This window comes from Streptomyces sp. CRN 30 (assembly GCF_034105845.1).
In genome coordinates, this window is record NZ_JAVRHI010000400.1 from 102,634 (window position 1) to 120,865 (window position 18,232).

Genomic DNA, 18,232 nt, shown 5'->3' on the forward strand with positions numbered 1-18,232 from the left:
CCGACGCGGACGGGCCGCGTCCTCGCAGGCGGCGGCCTCACCGCTCACCCGGCCAGGGCGCGCACCCCGGCGGTCACCACGACGGCGACCCCGACGACCAGCAGGAACGGGGCTCGCAGCAGCAGTGCCACGGCTGCCGCCGCGAGCCCCGCGGCGCGGGCGTCCAGCACGAGCGCGTGCCCGTCGGCGAAGGTCTGCTGCGCTGTGAGAGCGGCGAGCAGGGCGACGGGGAGCAGGGCCGCCAACCGCCGCACCATGGGGCGTTCCAGGACCCCGGCGGGCACCAGCAGCCCGGCCAGCTTGACCGCGTAGCAGCCGAGCGCGGTCAGGACGACGGCTGTCCAGACGTTCACTTGTCCTCCTCCTGCCCGGTGCGTTCGGTACGTCCGTCGAGTTCGGTACGTCCTGCGCGTTCTGCGCCTCCTACGCGTCCTGCGCGTCCGTGCGCCCACAGGACGGTGGGCGCGGCCAGCGCCGCGACGAGGACCGGTGTACCGGCGGGCAGGAACGGCAGCAGGCCGAGTCCCAGCACCACGGCGACGCCGGCGACCGCCCGTTCGACGGTGCTCTTCAGCATCGGCGCGAGCAGCGCGAGGAAGACCGCGGGGCCGGCCGCGTCGAGGCCCCAGGTGTCGGTGTCGCCGATCGCCTCCGCTCCGAGCGCGCCCAGCAGCGTGGTCAGGTTCCACAGCAGATAGAGGCTGAGGCCGGTGACGGTGAAACCGAGCCGGGCGGCGCGCCGCGTCGGCTGGGCCAGCGCCACCGCGGCCGTCTCGTCGATGACCCACTGCGCCGCGAACGGCCGCACCGCGCGCGGGAGGGCCAGCAACTGCGACAGCCGCAGTCCGTAGAACGCGTTGCGCACCCCCAGGAAGAAGGCCCCGGCGGCGGCCGTGAAGGGACTGCCACCCGCCGCGAGCGCCCCCACCAGCGCGAACTGCGACGCCCCGGTGAACACCAGGAGGCTGAGCGCGCAGGTCTGGGCCACCGTGAGCCCGCCGCCCGCCGAGGTCACGCCGAAGGCGAAGCCGGAGAGCCCCACGGCGACGCCGACCCCCAGGGCGTCCCGTACGACCGCGCCGTCGGGCTTGCGCGCGGCGTCAGGCTCACGCGCGCCGTCGGGCTTCCCCTCGGGCGGCGCGAGTGAGTGCGTACCTACAGGTTGTTCTGCCACGCCCCGGACGGTAGGAGCAGTCGCCGCCGCGCGTCTTGTACGTTCTTGCGCTCGCGCTGGTAGGCGCCCGGAGGGACGCCCACGATGCGGGTGAAGTGCCGGTTGAGGTGCGGCTGGTCGGTGAACCCCACCGCTGCGGCCGCTTCCGCCGGCGCCGTCCCGGCATCCAGCAGCAGGCGCGCCCGGCGCACCCGGGCGTCCGTCAGCCAGGCGTGCGGCGGCAGGCCGTAGGCGTCCCGGAAGGCCCGCAGCAGGGCGAACGGGCTGCTCGCCAGAGACTCCGCCAGCGCTTCGAGGGACGGCGGGTCGGCCATCCGGTCCTCCAGCACCTCACGCGCGCGTGCCGCGACCTTCGACCCGGCGGAGCGCACCTCCCGCCGCGGCAGCGTCCCGCCGTTCAGCCGCAGCAGCCGGGTCACGGCCACCCGCAGCAGTGTGTCGGCGGCCAGCGCGTCGCCGTCGTCGGCGGCCCGCAGCACCCGTCGCACCAGTTCGACCGCGTACGGATCACCCATCACGGGCCGGACGAACCCCGGTGTCCCGCGCAGCGTCGTCGTCTCGGCGGCGATCCCGGCCACCACCTCCGGCGAGGGATAGACGGCCCCGTACCGCCATCCCTGCGGCACGCCCGCCCGCCCGGTGTGCGGGGTGTCGGGATTGACCAGCGCCAGCTCCCCGGCCGCCGCGGACACGTCACCCCCACCGTGGTGGAAGACCTCCACCCCGTCGTAGATCGCCGCGATCACGAACTGCTCGTGGGTGTGCCGGACGAACGTCTGCCGTATGTACCGGGCCCGCAGCAGGTCGACGCCGGGCAGGGCGGCGAACCGCCAGTGCCGCGCCCGCTCACCGTGTCGCATGCGCTCATTGTCGGGGAGGCGAGTCGAGGAACCCCATCGAGGACCCCCTTGCGGAACCCCATCAAGGACCTCGTGCGGAACCCCGTCAAGGCCCCTGTGCGGAACCCCGTCAAGGAACCTTGTCAGGGAACCCCGGGTCGACCCTGAGACCGCCCGCACGCGGCCCTGGTTCCGACCCGGAGATCGCCCGCCCGGGGCCCTGGATCGCCCCGATTGTCAGTGCCCGGGTGCACGATGGACGCATGGTCAGCTCCGCACACCGAGCCCTCGACGGCTTCTCCCCCGCCACCCGCGGCTGGTTCACGGGTGCCTTCTCCGCGCCCACGGCCGCCCAGGCCGGTGCGTGGAAGGCCATCGGCGCGGGCTCGGACGTGCTGGTCGTCGCCCCCACCGGCTCGGGTAAGACCCTGGCCGCGTTCCTCGCCGCCCTGGACCAGCTGGCCTCGGCGCCCCCGCCCGCCGACCCCAAGAAGCGCTGCCGCGTCCTCTACATCTCCCCCCTCAAGGCCCTGGCGGTGGACGTGGAGCGCAATCTCCGCAGTCCGCTGACCGGCATCCGTCAGGAGTCCGTGCGCCTGGGGCTGCCCGAGCCCGAGGTCAAGGTCGGCATCCGTTCCGGCGACACTCCTGCCGCCGAGCGCCGCGCGCTCTCGACCCGCCCGCCGGACATCCTCATCACCACACCCGAGTCGCTCTTCCTGATGCTGACGTCGGCCACACGCGAGGCGCTGACCGGCGTGGAGACGGTGATCCTCGACGAGGTGCACGCGGTCGCCGGCACCAAGCGCGGCGCCCACCTCGCGCTCTCCCTGGAGCGCCTCGACGAGCTACTGCCCCGCCCCGCCCGCCGCATCGGCCTCTCCGCGACGGTCCGCCCGGTCGACGAGGTCGCCCGTTTCCTCTCCCCGCAGCGCAAGGCGGAAGTGGTCCAGCCACCGTCGGGCAAGGAGTTCGACCTCTCCGTCGTCGTCCCCGTCGACGACCTCGGCGAGCTGGGCGGCTCCCCGGTCGCCGACGCGAACGACGGCGCGGAGCGCCCCTCCATCTGGCCGCACGTCGAGGAGCGGATCACCGACCTGGTCCAGTCCCACCGCTCGACAATCGTCTTCGCCAACTCCCGCCGTCTGGCGGAGCGCCTCTGCAACCGGCTCAACGAGATCGCGTACGAGCGCGCGACCGGCGAGTCCCTGGAGGAGCACCACTCCCCCGCCGAGCTGATGGGCGGCTCCGGTGCCGCCCAGGGCGCCCCGCCGGTCATCGCCCGCGCCCACCACGGTTCGGTCTCCAAGGAGCAGCGCGCCCAGGTCGAGGAGGACCTCAAGGCGGGCCGCCTGCCCGCCGTGGTCGCCACCTCCAGTCTGGAGCTGGGCATCGACATGGGCGCGGTCGACCTCGTCATCCAGGTCGAGTCGCCGCCGTCCGTCGCCTCCGGCCTGCAACGCGTCGGCCGCGCGGGCCACCAGGTCGGCGCGGTCTCCACGGGCGTGGTCTTCCCCAAGTACCGCGGCGACCTCGTCCAGGCCGCCGTGGTCACCGAGCGGATGCGCACCGGCGCGATCGAGTCCCTGCGCATCCCCGCCAACCCACTGGACGTACTGGCGCAGCAGCTCGTGGCGATGACGGCCCTGGACACCTGGCAGGTCGACGACCTGCTCACGACGGTCCGCCGGGCGGCCCCCTTCGCCTCGCTCCCGGAGTCCGCCTTCACCGCGGTCCTCGACATGCTCGCGGGCCGCTACCCGTCGGACGCCTTCGCCGAACTCCGCCCCCGCGTGGTGTGGGACCGCGTCGCGGGCACCGTCACCGGCCGTCCCGGTGCCCAGCGCCTCGCCGTCACCTCGGGCGGCACCATTCCCGACCGCGGTCTGTTCGGCGTCTTCCTCGCCGGTGCCGACCCCAAGAAGGGCGGCGGCCGGGTCGGTGAGCTGGACGAGGAGATGGTGTACGAGTCCCGGGTCGGGGACGTCTTCACGCTGGGCACCAGCTCCTGGCGGATCGAGGACATCACCCGCGACCGGGTACTGGTCTCCCCGGCGCCGGGCGTGCCGGGCAGGCTGCCGTTCTGGAAGGGCGACCAGCTAGGCCGCCCCTTGGAGCTGGGCCGGGCCCTGGGCGCCTTCCTGCGCGAGGTCGGCTCCCTCGCCGAGGACGACGCCCGGCTGCGGCTGGTCGCGGCCGGCCTGGACGACCGCGCCACGACCAACGTCCTGACGTACCTCACCGAGCAGCGCGAGGCGTGCGGACACATCCCGGACGACCGCACCATCGTGGTGGAGCGCTTCCGCGACGAGCTGGGCGACTGGCGGGTCGTGGTGCACTCCCCGTTCGGCGCGCAGGTCCACGCCCCGTGGGCGCTGGCCCTCGGCGCCCGTCTCTCCGAGCGGTACGGCATGGACGCGCAGGTGATGCACGCCGACGACGGCATCGTGCTGCGGCTGCCCGATGCCGACCTGATGGGCCTGGACCTGCTCGACCAGGAGCCGTCGAAGGCGGGCGGCGAGTACGACGCGGACCAGGCCCCCGTCGGCGCGGCAGATGTCGTCTTCGACAAGGGCGAGGTCGATCAGGTCGTCACCGACCAGGTCGGCGGCTCGGCGCTGTTCGCGTCCCGGTTCCGGGAGTGCGCGGCCCGTGCGCTGCTGCTGCCTCGCCGCAGCCCCGGCCGCCGCACCCCGCTGTGGCAGCAGCGCCAGCGCGCCTCGCAGCTGCTGGAGGTGGCGAGCGAGTTCGGCTCGTTCCCGATCGTGCTGGAAGCGGTCCGCGAGTGCCTCCAGGACGTCTTCGACGTCCCCGGACTCGTCGAGCTGATGGGCGACCTGGAGGCCCGCAAGGTCCGCCTGGTGGAGGTCACCACCCCGGAGCCCTCCCCCTTCGCCCGCTCCCTCCTCTTCGGCTACGTCGCCCAGTTCCTCTACGAGGGTGACTCTCCCCTCGCCGAGCGCCGTGCCGCCGCGCTCTCCCTCGACTCCCGGCTGCTGGCCGAGCTGCTCGGCCAGGCAGAGCTGCGCGAGCTGCTCGACGCCGAGGTGCTGACGGAACTGGAGAGCGAGCTGCAGTGGCTCACCGAGGACCGCCGGATCAAGGACGTCGAGGGCGTCGCGGACCTCCTGCGGCTGCTCGGCCCGCTGACCGACGCGGAGCTGGCCGAACGCGGCGCGGAACCCCAGTGGGCCCAGGAGCTGGCCACCGCCCGCCGCGCCATCAAGGTCCGTATCGCGGGCTGCGACCACTGGGCGGCGATCGAGGACGCGGGCCGGCTCCGCGACGCCCTGGGCACGGCGCTGCCGGTCGGTGTCCCGGAAGCCTTCACCGAGCCGGTCAAGGACCCGCTCGGCGACCTGCTGGCGCGCTACGCCCGCACCCACGGCCCGTTCACGTCGGCCACGGCCGCCGCCCGTTTCGGTCTCGGTGTGGCCGTCACCGAGGGCGGGCTGCAACGGCTGATGGCTGCGGGCCGGGTCGTCCAGGGAGAGTTCCATCCGGCCGGGATCGGTCAGGAGTGGTGCGACGCCGCGGTGCTGCGGCGGTTGCGCCGGCGTTCCCTGGCGGCGCTGCGGCAGGAGCTGGAGCCCGTGCCGCCGGCGGCTCTCGCCCAGTTCCTCCCCCAGTGGCAGCACATCGGCAAGGGGCACACCCTCCGCGGTATCGACGGCCTGGTCCGCGCCGTGGAGCAGTTGCAGGGTGCGTCGGTCCCCGCCTCCGCTCTGGAGAAGCTGGTGCTGCCCTCCCGGGTGGCGGACTACGCCCCGGCGATGCTCGACGAGCTCACCGCCGCCGGTGAGGTGGTGTGGGCGGGCGCCGGTTCCCTCCCCGGCAAGGACGGCTGGCTCTCCCTCTACCTCGCGGACACGGCCCCCCTGCTCGCCCCGCCGCCGCACCCTCTGGAGACGACAGCCCTGCACCAGTCCGTCCTGGACACCCTCTCCGGCGGCTACGGACTGTTCTTCCGCCAGATCGCCGACCAGGTCCGGGCGACGACCCACCCCGACGTGACCGACCCACAGCTGGCGGACGCCCTGTGGGAGCTGGTCTGGTCCGGCCTGCTGACCAACGACACGCTCGCGCCGCTGCGGTCCTTCCTGGGCTCGGGCCGCACGGCCGGTTCCACCGCCCACCGTGCCAAACGCAGGGTGCCGCGCGGACGCTACGGCTCCCTGACGGCCGCCGCCCGCCCCGCTTCCCGTACGGGCCCACCGACCGTCGCGGGCCGTTGGTCGCTGCTGCCCGCCCTCGACACGGACACCACCGTGCGGGCCCATGCCCTGGCCAGGACACTGCTCGACCGGCACGGGGTGGTGACCCGCGGGGCCGTCTCGGCGGAGGGCGTCGAAGGTGGTTTCTCCGCGACGTACCGCGTCCTGTCGGTCTTCGAGGAGAGCGGGCAGGCCAGACGCGGCTACGTGGTGGAGGGGCTCGGCGCCGCCCAGTTCGCGATGGACGGCGCCGTGGACCGGCTCCGCGCGGTGGCCAACGCGAGAGAGCGCGGCGACGGCCTGCCACCCCCCACGACCGGCACCGGCACCGGCGAGCGTCACGACGGCCGCCACAGCGGTCAGGACGCGGCGGCCGGCGCCCCGTACGCGAGCCCGGCAGGCGCCGGTGAACCAGACTGGTCCGACGCACCCTTCCCTGCCCTCGACACCGACTTCGCCGCGCCCGCCCCCGCCGGAGGCCACGCGGCACCGAGCCCGGGAGCCCAAGGCCGACCGGGCGCCGGCGGTCCCCGCGGCGCCGGTCCTTACAGCGACACGTTCGCCCGCGGCCCATACAGCTCCGGCCCTTACGGCTCCGGCCCTTACGGCTCTGATCCATACGGCTCCAGTCCATACGGCTCCGGCTCCTACGGCTCCGGCGCATCCGGCCGTTCCACCCACCCGGGCCGCCGCGACCGTGCCGCCACCCCCGCCTCGCGAGCCGTCGTCCTCGCCGCCGCCGACCCGGCCAACGCCTACGGCGCGGCCCTCCCCTGGCCCGAGCCACCGACCGGCGCCGGACACAAGCCGGGCCGCAAGGCGGGTTCGCTGGTGGTGCTCGTCGACGGCGACCTGGCCCTCTACATGGAGCGCGGCGGCAAGACCCTGCTGGCCTGGCCCTCCGACCCCGAGGCGCCGATGACCGACGACGCCCGGCTACGGGCCGCCACGGAGGCGCTCGCGGCCGCCGCCCGCGCCGGCTCCGTGGGCACGGTCACCGTGGAGCGGATCAACGGCACCGCGGCGCTGACCGCCCCGATCGGCCCTCTACTGGAAGGAGCGGGCTTCGTCGCGACACCGCGTGGCTTGCGCATCCGAGCATGAGACGACGGCGACCCTGCCCACCCGGAGCCACCGCCCCCTCCCGAAGCACAGCGCCGGGAGCCGACGGCCGACCAGCGGATCGCCGGCATTTCGCGGCCGAGCCGACCGCGTGAGCCGCACCCGGCGGGACGGCAGGACACCGCCGGGAGCGGCAGCCGCCCCAGGGGCGCGGGGAACTGCGCGACAAGCCACGACAGACCCACCGCCGACACGAACCCGATGCCCCCTTGCCGAGAGCGCCTCGCCGACAGCGCCTCGCCGACAACACCTGCCGGATACCCCCTGGCCGACAACGCCTCGCCGACCACGCTTCACCGACAGCACCTCGCCAACAGCGGCCATGACCACACGGGGGCCGACGGACACCCCGTCCACCGCCTCGTCGTGCCACCCTTGGTTCATGCCCGAAGGAGACACGGTCTGGCAGGCCACCCGTCGGCTGCACGACGCCCTCGCGGGCAAGGTACTCACCCTCACCGACTTCCGCGTGCCCCGGTACGCCACGGCCGACCTCACCGGCCGCCGGGTCCTGGACGTCACGCCGCGCGGAAAGCACCTGCTCACCCGCATCGAAGGCGGCGTGACACTCCACTCCCACCTCCGGATGGACGGTGCCTGGAAGGTGTTCCGGCCCGGCAGTCGGTGGAACGGCGGACCCGCCCACCAGATCCGCGTCGTCCTCGGCACCGAGGACCGCACGGCGGTCGGCTACCGGCTGCCGGTCGTCGAACTCCTCCGCACCGCCGACGAGGACCGGGCCGTCGGACACCTCGGCCCCGACCTGCTCGGTCCCGACTGGGACCCGGAGCTGGCCCTGGCGAATCTCCTCGCCGACCCCGCCCGCCCCCTCGGCGAGGCCCTGCTCGACCAGCGCAACCTCGCCGGCATCGGCAATGTGTACAAGAGCGAGCTGTGCTTCCTGCTGGGCGTCACGCCCTGGCTGCCCGTTGGCGATCTGCCCGCCGACCGCGCGGCGGCCCTGCCCGCGCTCTCCGCCCGGCTCCTGGAGGCGAACCGCGACCGTCCGGTCCGCAACACCACCGGCCGCCGGAGCCCCGACATGTTCGTGTACGGCCGGGCGCGCCGCCCGTGCCTGCGCTGCGGTACGCCGATCCGCGTGGCCGACCAGGGCGACGGTTCCCGCGAACGCCCGACCTACTGGTGCCCCACCTGCCAACCGGGCCCGGCCCCGCTCCCCGCGTCCGCCGCAGCCCACCGCCACCGCGCCCGTCCCGCCGTACCCGACTGACGCTCAGGACGCTCGCTTCCGCACAGCCGCGTCCTCCTCAGCGCCCGGCCTCGCCCCGTCCCGCACCCGCGCCCCGCTTCTCACCCGCGTTTCATCACGCACCCACGCCCCACTGCGCACCCGCGCTACCCTCCGGTCCCGCTCCCGCTCCCGCTCCCGCTCCCGCACCCCGCTCCGCCCCTTCGGCACACAATGCACCGGCAGCAGGCTCAACCCCCATCCGCTCGCCGCGACCGCCCCCTCCACCACCCCGGCGTCGGACGACAGCGTCAACCGCAGCACGGCCCACCACCACACCGCGCCCAGCCCCAGCGCTGCCCCCCGGCGCACTATTCGACCCGGCATGCCCCATCACCTCCAGCGCCCCGCGTACGCCGTGGGAGGACCGGCCTCACCCGTTCTCGGCCTGGAACATCCAGTGCTGCTTCTCCAGGTCGGCCGTGACCTGGATGAAGATGTCCTGGGTGACGGGATCGGGGTCTCCGCTGGCGGCGATCCGCTCCCGCATCCGTGCGATGACCGCGCCGAGTGCCTCCACGATCGCTCCGACCGCCGCCGAGTCGTCGACCCAGCCCTCCGGCGTCACGCCGATCCCGCTGCCGACGGCGACGGTCGCGGCCCGTCCGTCCGGGGGCACGCCCAGCGCGGCGGCGCGCTCGGCGACCGTGTCGGAGTGCGTGCGGGCGGTGCTGACGACCTCGTCGAGCTGGAGGTGGACAGAGCGGAACCGCGGCCCGACCACGTTCCAGTGGATCTGCTTGGCGACGAGGGACAGATCGACCAGGTCGACGAGGGCACCTTGCAGCGCCTCGGAGACGGTCTTCAGGTTCTCGTCGGACAACGGGCTCTTCACGACGTACATCCGCACCTCCGTCGGCTGCCCCCCGACATGTCCCTCAACGATGACCGCAGCACCGCCCACCGGCAAACGGACCCGGACACGGGAAAGCCCCGACCGCACTCCTCCGGATCAACCCGGAGAAGCCCCGGCCGGGGCTTCGTACACCTTTGCCTGCGGCGCCCCGCAGGACACCGCACCGCACCGCTCAGGCGGCGACGACGTCCACCGCTTCGGCGGGGGCCTTGATCGTCACCCGTTCCGGTGGCACACCGGTCACCGAGACGGAACCCAGCATGGGGCGCACCGGCGTGGGAACGGTTTCGCTGGGAGTGGCCGCAGCGGACTGGGCCAGCTCGGCGAGGGCGAACTCGTCGCTCACTTCCCGCATGAGCTCGGACAACCGTACGTCGAGCGCGTCGCAGATGGCGGCGAGCAGTTCGGAGGATGCCTCCTTCTGCCCCCGCTCCACCTCGGAGAGATAGCCGAGTGAGACTCGGGCGGACGAGGAGACTTCGCGCAGAGTACGGCCCTGGCGCTGGCGCTGCCGACGCAGCACGTCACCCAGCAGGCGACGGAGCAGAATCATCGGTGGCTCCCTCCTCGGACCGCGTAGCCGCATCCTTCTCGCCCCACCGTACCGCCTCGCGCCGCGGCCGTGCGGGGAGCGATGTGGTGTTCACTCAGGGCTGCAAACATCAATACCCCCCGTTCTGTTCCGTATCCTGTGCCCGCTCATTCCCGGTCTGTTCGCCCGCCGGCTGCCTCAGGAGCAGGGCGAGTACGCTCCGTACACTCTCCATACGAATTTCCGCGCGGTCGCCGTTCAACCGCAGCGCCTCCACTTTTCCGCCAGAGGCGGAACCGGTGGTAGCCCCGTCCGGTCCGTGGACGGCGACGAAAACGGTCCCGACTTCCTGGCCGTCCTGCGGGTCCGGACCGGCGACGCCCGTCGTCGCGACGCCCCAGTCGGCACCCAGAGCCTGCCGCACTCCCGCCGCCATCTGGGCGGCGACCTGCGGATCCACCGCGCCTCGCGCCCGCAGCAGGTCGGCGTCGACACCGAGCAGCCGGTGCTTCAGGTCGGTGGCGTAGGCGGTGACCGACCCCCGGAACACCTTGGAGGCGCCGGGGACCGAAGTGATCTCCGCGGCCACCAGACCACCCGTGAGCGACTCGGCGACCGCGAGGGTCTCGCCCCTCACTGTCAGTAGTCGCACCACGTCGGCGGCCTCGGAACTCAAGCTTCCGTCCCCTTCAACGCCGCCCGGCGCTCGGCGATTCCTCTCCTGCGCAGCACAATGGCCTGTCTCACATAGTCCAGCCCGGTCACGACGGTCAGGACGACCGCCACGGCCATCACCCAGAACCTCAGGGTCGCCAGGGGGCCCGTCAGTGCCAGCACGTACATGCCGACGGCGACGCCCTGGGTCAGGGTCTTGAGCTTGCCGCCCCGGCTGGCGGGGATGACGCCGTACCGGATGACCAGGAAACGCAGCAGGGTAATGCCGAGTTCCCGGCCGAGGATCACGGCCGTGACCCACCACGGCAGATCATCCAGGGCGGAGAGACAGATCAGCGCCGCCCCCATGATCGCCTTGTCGGCGATGGGGTCGGCGATCTTCCCGAAGTCGGTGACGAGGTTGTACGTGCGGGCGAGGTGGCCGTCGAACAGGTCCGTGATCATGGCGATGGCGAACGCGGCCCAGGCGAACGAGCGCCAGGCCGGGTCGTACCCGCCGTTGCCGAGCATCAGCGCCACGAAGGCCGGGACCAGGACCAGTCGGAGCATCGTCAGCAGGTTGGCGACGTTCCAGACGCTGGCCTGGTCGACGGCGGCTGCCGCGATCTTGGCCCGCGGAGCGGCGCCCCGCGTGGCACCGCCGTCCTCGCGCGCCGGGCGGGCGCCCCGAACGGCGTCGGCGCCCGTGCCACGCTCCTCACGCCCCGAGCCCCGCTCCACGCCTTCGCGCCCAACGCCGTGATCCGCGCCGGCCCGACCCGCCCGGTCGTGCTCCACCTCGGCCCGGCCCGCGACACGCTCCGCAGGCTCCACCTCGGAGCGACCCGCGCCACCACCCACCGGCCCGTGAGACCCATGAGACCCGTGAGGCCCCTGAGGCCCATGCCCCACCGCCCCTTGGTCCGCACGCTCCCCCGCGCCCAGTGCCGCACGCTCCCCCGCGCCCGGTGCCGTGCGCTCAGCCGCTTCCGGCGCCGTACGGTCCGCCGCGATCGGCACCCTACGTTCCACCGCTCCCGGTGCCATACGTTCCACCGCGCCCGGTGCCGTACGCTGGCTCACCCTCCGCGCGCCGGAGGGGCCGCCCGCCGCGGACGCCGGTACTCCGGTCATCTGCCCGCCTCCTCATTACACGCGGAAGAACTGCCGGAACCGGCGGGGACGCCATCGATCGATCCGGCCAGCGGCTCGGCCACCAGGTCGACACCCTCCGTGCCGATCACCTTCGCCTCGACCATACGACCGACCCTGAGGCCTTCGCCGCTCGTGAGCAGCACCTGGCCGTCCGTCTCGGGGGCCTGGTGGGCGCCGCGGCCGTACACGCCCTCCGCTTCGTCGACCGACTCCACGAGCACCCGGACGGTCTCGCCCAGCCGCTCCTCGGCGCGCTGCGAGACGAGTTCCTCGGCGAGCCGGGAGACCCGTGCCAGCCGCTCGGCGACGACGTCCTCGTCCAGCTTGCGGTCGTAACCGGCGGCCTCGGTGCCCTCCTCGTCGGAGTAGCCGAAGACGCCGATGGCGTCCAGCCGCGCGTGGTTCAGGAACCGCTCCAGCTCGGCCAGGTCGGCTTCGGACTCACCGGGGAAGCCGACGATGAAGTTGGAGCGGACACCCGCTTCGGGTGCCTTGCTCCGGATGGTGTCGAGCAGCTCCAGGAAGCGGTCGGTGTCGCCGAAGCGGCGCATCGCGCGCAGCACGTCCGGCGCGGAGTGCTGGAAGGAGAGGTCGAAGTACGGGACGACCTTGTCGGTGCCGGTGAGCACGTCGATCAGGCCCGGACGCATCTCGGCCGGCTGGAGGTAGCTGACGCGGACGCGCTCGATGCCGTCGACGCCGGCCAGCTCGGGCAGCAGGGACTCCAGCAGGCGGATGTCGCCGAGGTCCTTGCCGTAGGAGGTGTTGTTCTCGGAGACCAGCATGATCTCCTTCACGCCCTGTTCGGCCAGCCAGCGCGTCTCGTTCAGCACGTCGCTGGGGCGGCGCGAGATGAAGGAGCCGCGGAAGGAGGGGATGGCGCAGAAGGAGCAGCGGCGGTCACAGCCGGAGGCGAGCTTGACGGAGGCGACCGGGGAGCCGTCGAGGCGGCGGCGGAGCGGCGCGCGGGGACCGGATGCCGGAGCGAGTCCTTCCGGGAGATCCGCGGGCGCCTGCTCGGGTGCCTCGGCCGCTCCGTGTCCGGGCAGGGCGACACCGGCTCCGGCCTGCTGCCGCTCGGCGGGACTGATCGGGAGCAGCTTGCGCCGGTCGCGGGGGGTGTGCGCGGCGTGGATGCCACCGCTGAGGATGGTCTGCAGCCGGTCGGAGATGTCGGTGTAGTCGTCGAAGCCGAGCACGCCGTCGGCCTCGGGGAGGGCCTCGGCGAGCTCCTTGCCGTACCGCTCGGCCATGCAGCCGACCGCCACCACGGCCTGGGTTCTGCCGTGGCCCTTGAGGTCGTTGGCCTCCAGGAGGGCGTCCACCGAGTCCTTCTTCGCGGCCTCGACGAAGCCGCACGTGTTCACCACGGCGACGTCCGCGTCCTGGGCGTCGTCGACGAGCTTCCAGCCGTCCGCCTCCAGACGGCCGGCGAGCTCCTCGGAGTCCACCTCGTTACGGGCGCAGCCAAGGGTGACGAGTGCGACGGTGCGGCTTTCAGGCATGGGCTCAAGACTACTTCGTCCCGCCGACACCCCACGTCGACGGGGTTGGCCGATCTCGGCCGACCCCGTACCGACCCGCCGGTCCCGCCGGATCTCTCAGCCGACCTGCGGGTCGCCCTTGGTGTACGTCAGCCGCTCGACGGCCCCCGGCTGGAAGTCGTCCTCGATCTTCTTGCCGTTGACGTGGAGCTGGATCGCGCCGGCGTCGCCGAGGACGAGGTTGACCTTCTCGTTGTCCTGGAACGTCTTGGAGTCGCCCTGGTCGAGGACGCCGTCGAAGAGCGACCGGCCGTTGTGGTCCTTGGCGGAGATCCAGCTGCGTCCGTCGGTGGCGCTGACCTGGACCGTCACCTTGTCCTGGGGGACGGCGGCGATGGCGCTGTCGGAGGGTTCGGGCTTGGTGTCGGCGGGCTTCTCGGGCTTGGCGGAGGCGGACCTGCTCGCGGACGGCTGGGAGCCCTCGGCCACGCTGGCCTCGCTGCCGCCGCTGTCGCCGTCGCCCTTCACCATGGTGAAGCCGACGAAACCGATCACGGCGACGATCGCGGCGACCATGGCCGCGGTCCAGTTGGGTCCGCGCCGCTCCGGCCGGATCCGCTCCGCTTCGAAGAGCGGTGCGGCAGGGGTCGGCTCGGGGCGACCGCCGCGCTGGGCGTCGTACTGTTCGAGCAGCGGTGCCGGATCGAGCTCGACGGCGCGGGCCAGCGTGCGGATGTGCCCGCGGGCGTAGACGTCGCCGCCGCAGGGCGCGAAGTCGTCGGCCTCGATGGCTTGCACGATGGCGATCCGGACCCGGGTGGCGTTGCTGATGTCGTCGACGGTCATCCCGGCGGCGATCCGCGCGTGCCGCAGGGCGTCGCCGATGGAGGGGCGCGCTTCCTCAGGGGTGTCTTCGGACGCGCCCTCGAACGGACGCTCGTCTTCAGGAGAGTTGCCGATGGACACGGGGGCGCCTTTCGAGCGGTTGGCCGCCTGTGCTGGACGTTCAGTCTAGGGGGGGTACGAACGGGTGGGGCAACCGGGCGGCGGGACTTTGTACGCCATCGGAATGGCCCGGCAGACCGATGGTGGGGCAGGTGTTCGTCGTTCTGCACAACTTGACGTACGCCTCCGGGAAACGGTTGCCCACTGATCGCTCACGGATGGGTCACGTTTCTCCGTCCGGTTGCCACGACCCCTCCGCCCACGACCGCGGCGCTCCGCCCGCATGCCCCGCGGTGCCCCGCCCGCCTACCCTTCAGACTCCCCCCGGATGACCGCGAGCACGCCGTCCAGCTCGTCAGCCTTCACAAGAACGTCACGTGCCTTTGAGCCTTCGCTCGGGCCGACGATGTTCCGCGACTCCATGAGGTCCATCAGCCGCCCCGCCTTGGCGAAGCCGACGCGCAGCTTGCGCTGGAGCATGGAGGTCGAGCCGAACTGGGTGGAGACCACCAGCTCGGCCGCCTGGCAGAGCAGGTCGAGGTCGTCGCCGATGTCCTCGTCGATCTCCTTCTTCTGCTTGGTGCCGACGGTGACGTCGTCCCGGAAGACGGGCGCCATCTGCTCCTTGCAGTGCCGGACGACGGCGGCGACCTCCTCCTCGGTGACGAAGGCGCCCTGCATACGCGTCGGTTTGTTGGCGCCCATCGGCAGGAAGAGCCCGTCGCCCTTGCCGATCAGCTTCTCGGCGCCGGGCTGGTCGAGGATGACCCGCGAGTCGGCGAGCGAGGAGGTGGCGAAGGCGAGCCGGGACGGCACGTTCGCCTTGATCAGACCGGTGACGACGTCGACGGAGGGCCGCTGGGTGGCGAGCACCAGGTGGATGCCGGCGGCACGCGCGAGCTGCGTGATGCGCACGATGGCGTCCTCGACGTCGCGCGGGGCCACCATCATCAGGTCGGCCAGCTCGTCGACGATCACCAGCAGGTACGGGTACGGGTGCAGCTCCCGCTCGCTGCCCTCCGGCGACTTGACCTTGCCCTCGCGCACCGCGCGGTTGAAGTCGTCGATGTGCCGGTAGCCGTAGGCCGCGAGGTCGTCGTAGCGCAGGTCCATCTCGCGCACGACCCACTGCAGGGCCTCGGCGGCGCGCTTGGGGTTGGTGATGATGGGCGTGATGAGGTGCGGGATGCCCTCGTAGGCGGTCAGTTCGACGCGCTTGGGGTCGACCAGGATCAGCCGGACGTCCTCGGGGGTGGCCCGCATCATGATCGAGGTGATCAGGCAGTTGATGCAGGACGACTTGCCGGATCCGGTGGCGCCCGCGACCAGCATGTGCGGCATCTTCGCCAGCGAGTCCATGACGTACCCGCCCTCGACGTCCTTGCCGAAGGCGACCAGCATCGGGTCGTCGTCCTCGGCGGACTCCGCGAGCCGCAGCACGTCGCCGAGGTTGACCATCTCCCGGTCGGTGTTGGGGATCTCGATGCCGACCGCGGACTTGCCGGGGATCGGGCTGATGATCCGTACGTCCGGGCTGGCGACGGCGTACGCGATGTTCTTGGTCAGTGCGGTGACCCGCTCGACCTTCACAGCGGGGCCGAGCTCCACCACGTAGCGCGTGACCGTGGGCCCGCGCGTGAAGCCGGTGACCGCCGCGTCGACCTTGAACTCGGTGAAGACGTTGGTCAGCGACTCCACTATGGCGTCGTTGGCGGCGCTGCGGGACTTGCCGGGTCCGCCGCGCGTGAGCAGGTCGAGGGCCGGCAGGGAGTAGGTGATGTCGCCGGAGAGCTGGAGCTGCTCGGCGCGGGGCGGCAGCTCGCGCTCCGCGGCCGGCGGGGCCTTGGTGAGGTCCGGGACGGCGCCGCTGTCGAGCCGGTCCCGCTGCGGCCGGGCGGCGGGGACCGGCTTGGGGGCAGGGGTCGGGGTGGGGGTGGTCTGCTCGCGCTCGCCCGTGCCGACGCCCTGGGTGAGGTCGGCGACCAGCGGCGACGGGGGCATCCCGTGCAGCACGGCGCCGTCCAGCGCGGCGGCGGCCGCGGCGGCGACGTCCACGGCGTCCATCTGCCGGTTCGCGTCGGGCTGGGGCACGGCGGAGCGCCTGGGCCGGCCGCGGCGCCGGGTGAGGGCCTCCTCCTCCACGCCGTCGGGGTCGTACGGCTGCCTGGGCCCGCCCGCGCGACCGCGGGTCCGGGCGGGCAGCGCCTCGCGCCACTGCTCCTCGTACCGCTCGTCGTCGGCGGTGATCACTTCGGCCTCGGGGTCGCGGACGAGGCCGAGCCGCACGCCGAGCAGCCGCAGCCGCTGCGGGATGGCGTTGACGGGTGTGGCGGTGACGACCAGCAGTCCGAAGACGGTGAGCAGCACCAGCAGCGGTACGGCCAGTACGTCGGTCATGGTGTACGACAGCGGGGTGGCGATCGCCCAGCCGATCAGCCCGCCGGCGTCCCTTATGCCCTGCATTCCGTCGCCGCGGGCGGGCGAGCCGCAGGCGATGTGCACCTGTCCGAGCACGCCGATGACCAGGGCGGACAGGCCGATCACGATCCGGCCGTTGGCCTCGGGCTTCTCCGGGTGGCGGATGAAGCGCACCGCGACCGCGCCGAGCAGGATGGGCACGAGCAGGTCGAGCCGGCCGAAGGCGCCGGTGACCAGGATCTCGACGAGGTCGCCGACGGGGCCCTTCAGGTCGGCCCAGGTGCCGGCCGCGACGATCAGCGCGACGGCGAGCAGGAGCAGCGCGACGCCGTCCTTGCGGTGGGCCGGGTCGAGGTTCTTCGCACCCGCTCCTATGCCGCGGAAGACCGCGCCCACGGCGTGCGCGAGACCCAGCCAGACGGCTCGTACGACGCGGAAGACCCCACTGGTGGGACTGGGGGCCGGCCTGGGCGCGGGTTTGCGCGCCACGGCCTTCTTGGCCGGTGCTTTCCTCGGCGGTGCCTTCTTCGCAGCGGCCTTCTTCGCCGGAGCCTTGGCGGTCGCCACCTTCTTCGCGGGCTGCTTCTTGGCTGCGGAGGGACGTGAGGCCATGGGTGCGAGATTACCGGTGGAGACGGCAACGGACACGTGTGCCCACCGCTTCACCCGTTCGTGTCGTGCTCGATGAGGCGGCGAAGCTGACGCGTTCTCAGCCCCGCTACGGATGCGCCTGCTGCCGAACGGGGCTCAGTTGGTCGCGGACTGGCCGCCGGAGCCCGGCTCCAGCGCGTCCAGCGCCCGGCGCAGGCCGGTGAGCTTGCGCTCCAGGTGGGCCGCCGTGGCCACCGCCGCGGCGTCCGTGGACTCGTCGTTGAGCTGTTTGGAGAGCGCCTCCGCCTGCTCCTCGACGGCCGCGAGCCGCGCCGACAGCTCGGCGAGCAGCCCGGCCGGTTCCTTGGCCTCGCCGCCCGCGGGCTTGCCGGCCGAACCCTCCAACTGCAGCCGCAGCAGGGACGCCTGCTCACGGAGCTGGCAGTTCTTCATGTAGAGCTCGACGAAGACGGAGACCTTCGCGCGCAGCACCCACGGGTCGAACGGCTTGGAGATGTAGTCCACCGCCCCCGCCGCGTACCCGCGGAAGGTGTGGTGCGGTCCGTGATTGATCGCGGTGAGGAAGATGATCGGGATGTCCCGGGTCCGCTCCCGCCGCTTGATGTGCGCGGCGGTCTCGAAACCGTCCATGCCCGGCATCTGGACGTCCAGCAGGATGACCGCGAAGTCATCCGTGAGCAGTGCCTTGAGCGCTTCTTCCCCGGACGATGCCCGCACCAGCGTCTGATCGAGCGCCGAGAGGATCGCCTCCAGCGCCAGCAGATTCTCCGGCCGGTCATCGACCAGGAGGATCTTGGCCTTCTGCACCATGGCCCGCCCTCCTCGCCCCGGCGTGGGGCCTCCCCTGTCCGCAGGACTTGAGGAGACACCGACCGGTGCCGCCCCAGGGGACGACTCCCTTGCGCCGCCCGTCCCTGTGCCGGTCATCGTAGCCGCACCCCGCCTGTCGCCACACCCTGTCACCGCGATGTCACTGTG

General features: G+C 72.8%; 14 protein-coding genes. 2 read left to right on the forward strand and 12 right to left on the reverse strand.

Annotation, left to right across the window (positions count from 1 at the left end):
• Positions 1 to 44: 44 nt before the first annotated feature.
• The 3 genes from UW392_RS44110 to UW392_RS44120 all read right to left on the reverse strand — a co-directional run bounded on the left by UW392_RS44110 (position 45) and on the right by UW392_RS44120 (position 2,034).
• Positions 45 to 353 carry an AzlD domain-containing protein gene (locus UW392_RS44110; protein ID WP_320780952.1) on the reverse strand — a complete coding sequence of 103 codons (309 nt, stop codon included), beginning with the start codon at positions 351 to 353 and terminating at the stop codon, positions 45 to 47.
• Positions 350 to 1,060, reverse strand: coding sequence for an AzlC family ABC transporter permease (locus UW392_RS44115; protein ID WP_320780973.1), 711 nt, complete (start codon positions 1,058 to 1,060; stop codon positions 350 to 352). Before UW392_RS44115 ends, UW392_RS44110 begins: the two co-directional genes overlap by 4 nt.
• 95 nt (positions 1,061 to 1,155) lie before the next feature.
• Entirely contained in the window at positions 1,156 to 2,034 is an 879-nt protein-coding gene (locus UW392_RS44120; protein WP_320780953.1) for an AraC family transcriptional regulator, read from the reverse strand.
• A 242-nt stretch (positions 2,035 to 2,276) separates the two neighbouring features.
• On the opposite strand from UW392_RS44120, the gene UW392_RS44125 reads away from it, so the two are divergent.
• Positions 2,277 to 7,331: an ATP-dependent helicase gene (locus UW392_RS44125; RefSeq protein ID WP_320780954.1), complete on the forward strand. Its 5,055-nt coding sequence runs from the start codon at positions 2,277 to 2,279 to the stop codon at positions 7,329 to 7,331.
• Between the two features lie 400 nt (positions 7,332 to 7,731).
• Entirely contained in the window at positions 7,732 to 8,580 is an 849-nt protein-coding gene (locus tag UW392_RS44130) for an Fpg/Nei family DNA glycosylase (RefSeq protein ID WP_320780955.1), read from the forward strand.
• A 3-nt stretch (positions 8,581 to 8,583) separates the two neighbouring features.
• On the opposite strand, the gene UW392_RS44135 is transcribed toward UW392_RS44130, so the two are convergent.
• From UW392_RS44135 to UW392_RS44175, 9 genes are all read right to left on the reverse strand, one after another.
• The gene (locus UW392_RS44135) at positions 8,584 to 8,925 is read right to left on the reverse strand and encodes a hypothetical protein (protein WP_320780956.1); all 342 of its coding nucleotides are present in this window, start codon (positions 8,923 to 8,925) and stop codon (positions 8,584 to 8,586) included.
• Positions 8,926 to 8,971: 46 nt separating this feature from the next.
• Positions 8,972 to 9,442 (reverse strand): DNA starvation/stationary phase protection protein, encoded by a 471-nt coding sequence (locus UW392_RS44140; protein ID WP_320780957.1) that lies wholly within the window; start codon positions 9,440 to 9,442, stop codon positions 8,972 to 8,974.
• 184 nt (positions 9,443 to 9,626) lie between these two features.
• A complete protein-coding gene (locus UW392_RS44145; protein WP_320780958.1) occupies positions 9,627 to 10,007 on the reverse strand; it encodes a helix-turn-helix transcriptional regulator in 381 nt (126 codons plus the stop codon).
• A gap of 109 nt (positions 10,008 to 10,116) precedes the next feature.
• Positions 10,117 to 10,662 (reverse strand): CinA family protein, encoded by a 546-nt coding sequence (locus UW392_RS44150; RefSeq protein WP_320780959.1) that lies wholly within the window; start codon positions 10,660 to 10,662, stop codon positions 10,117 to 10,119.
• A complete protein-coding gene (gene pgsA / locus UW392_RS44155; RefSeq protein ID WP_320780960.1) occupies positions 10,659 to 11,381 on the reverse strand; it encodes a CDP-diacylglycerol--glycerol-3-phosphate 3-phosphatidyltransferase in 723 nt (240 codons plus the stop codon). The genes UW392_RS44150 and pgsA overlap by 4 nt, the downstream gene beginning before the upstream one ends.
• 389 nt (positions 11,382 to 11,770) lie before the next feature.
• Positions 11,771 to 13,300, reverse strand: coding sequence for a 30S ribosomal protein S12 methylthiotransferase RimO (gene rimO / locus UW392_RS44160; RefSeq protein ID WP_320780961.1), 1,530 nt, complete (start codon positions 13,298 to 13,300; stop codon positions 11,771 to 11,773).
• A 96-nt stretch (positions 13,301 to 13,396) separates the two neighbouring features.
• Entirely contained in the window at positions 13,397 to 14,245 is an 849-nt protein-coding gene (locus UW392_RS44165) for a helix-turn-helix domain-containing protein (protein ID WP_320780962.1), read from the reverse strand.
• 285 nt (positions 14,246 to 14,530) lie between these two features.
• Entirely contained in the window at positions 14,531 to 17,254 is a 2,724-nt protein-coding gene (locus UW392_RS44170) for a DNA translocase FtsK (protein ID WP_320780963.1), read from the reverse strand.
• Between the two features lie 135 nt (positions 17,255 to 17,389).
• On the reverse strand, positions 17,390 to 18,064 hold the full coding sequence (locus UW392_RS44175) for a two-component system response regulator (RefSeq protein WP_320780964.1): 675 nt from the start codon (positions 18,062 to 18,064) through the stop codon (positions 17,390 to 17,392).
• Positions 18,065 to 18,232: the final 168 nt, after the last annotated feature.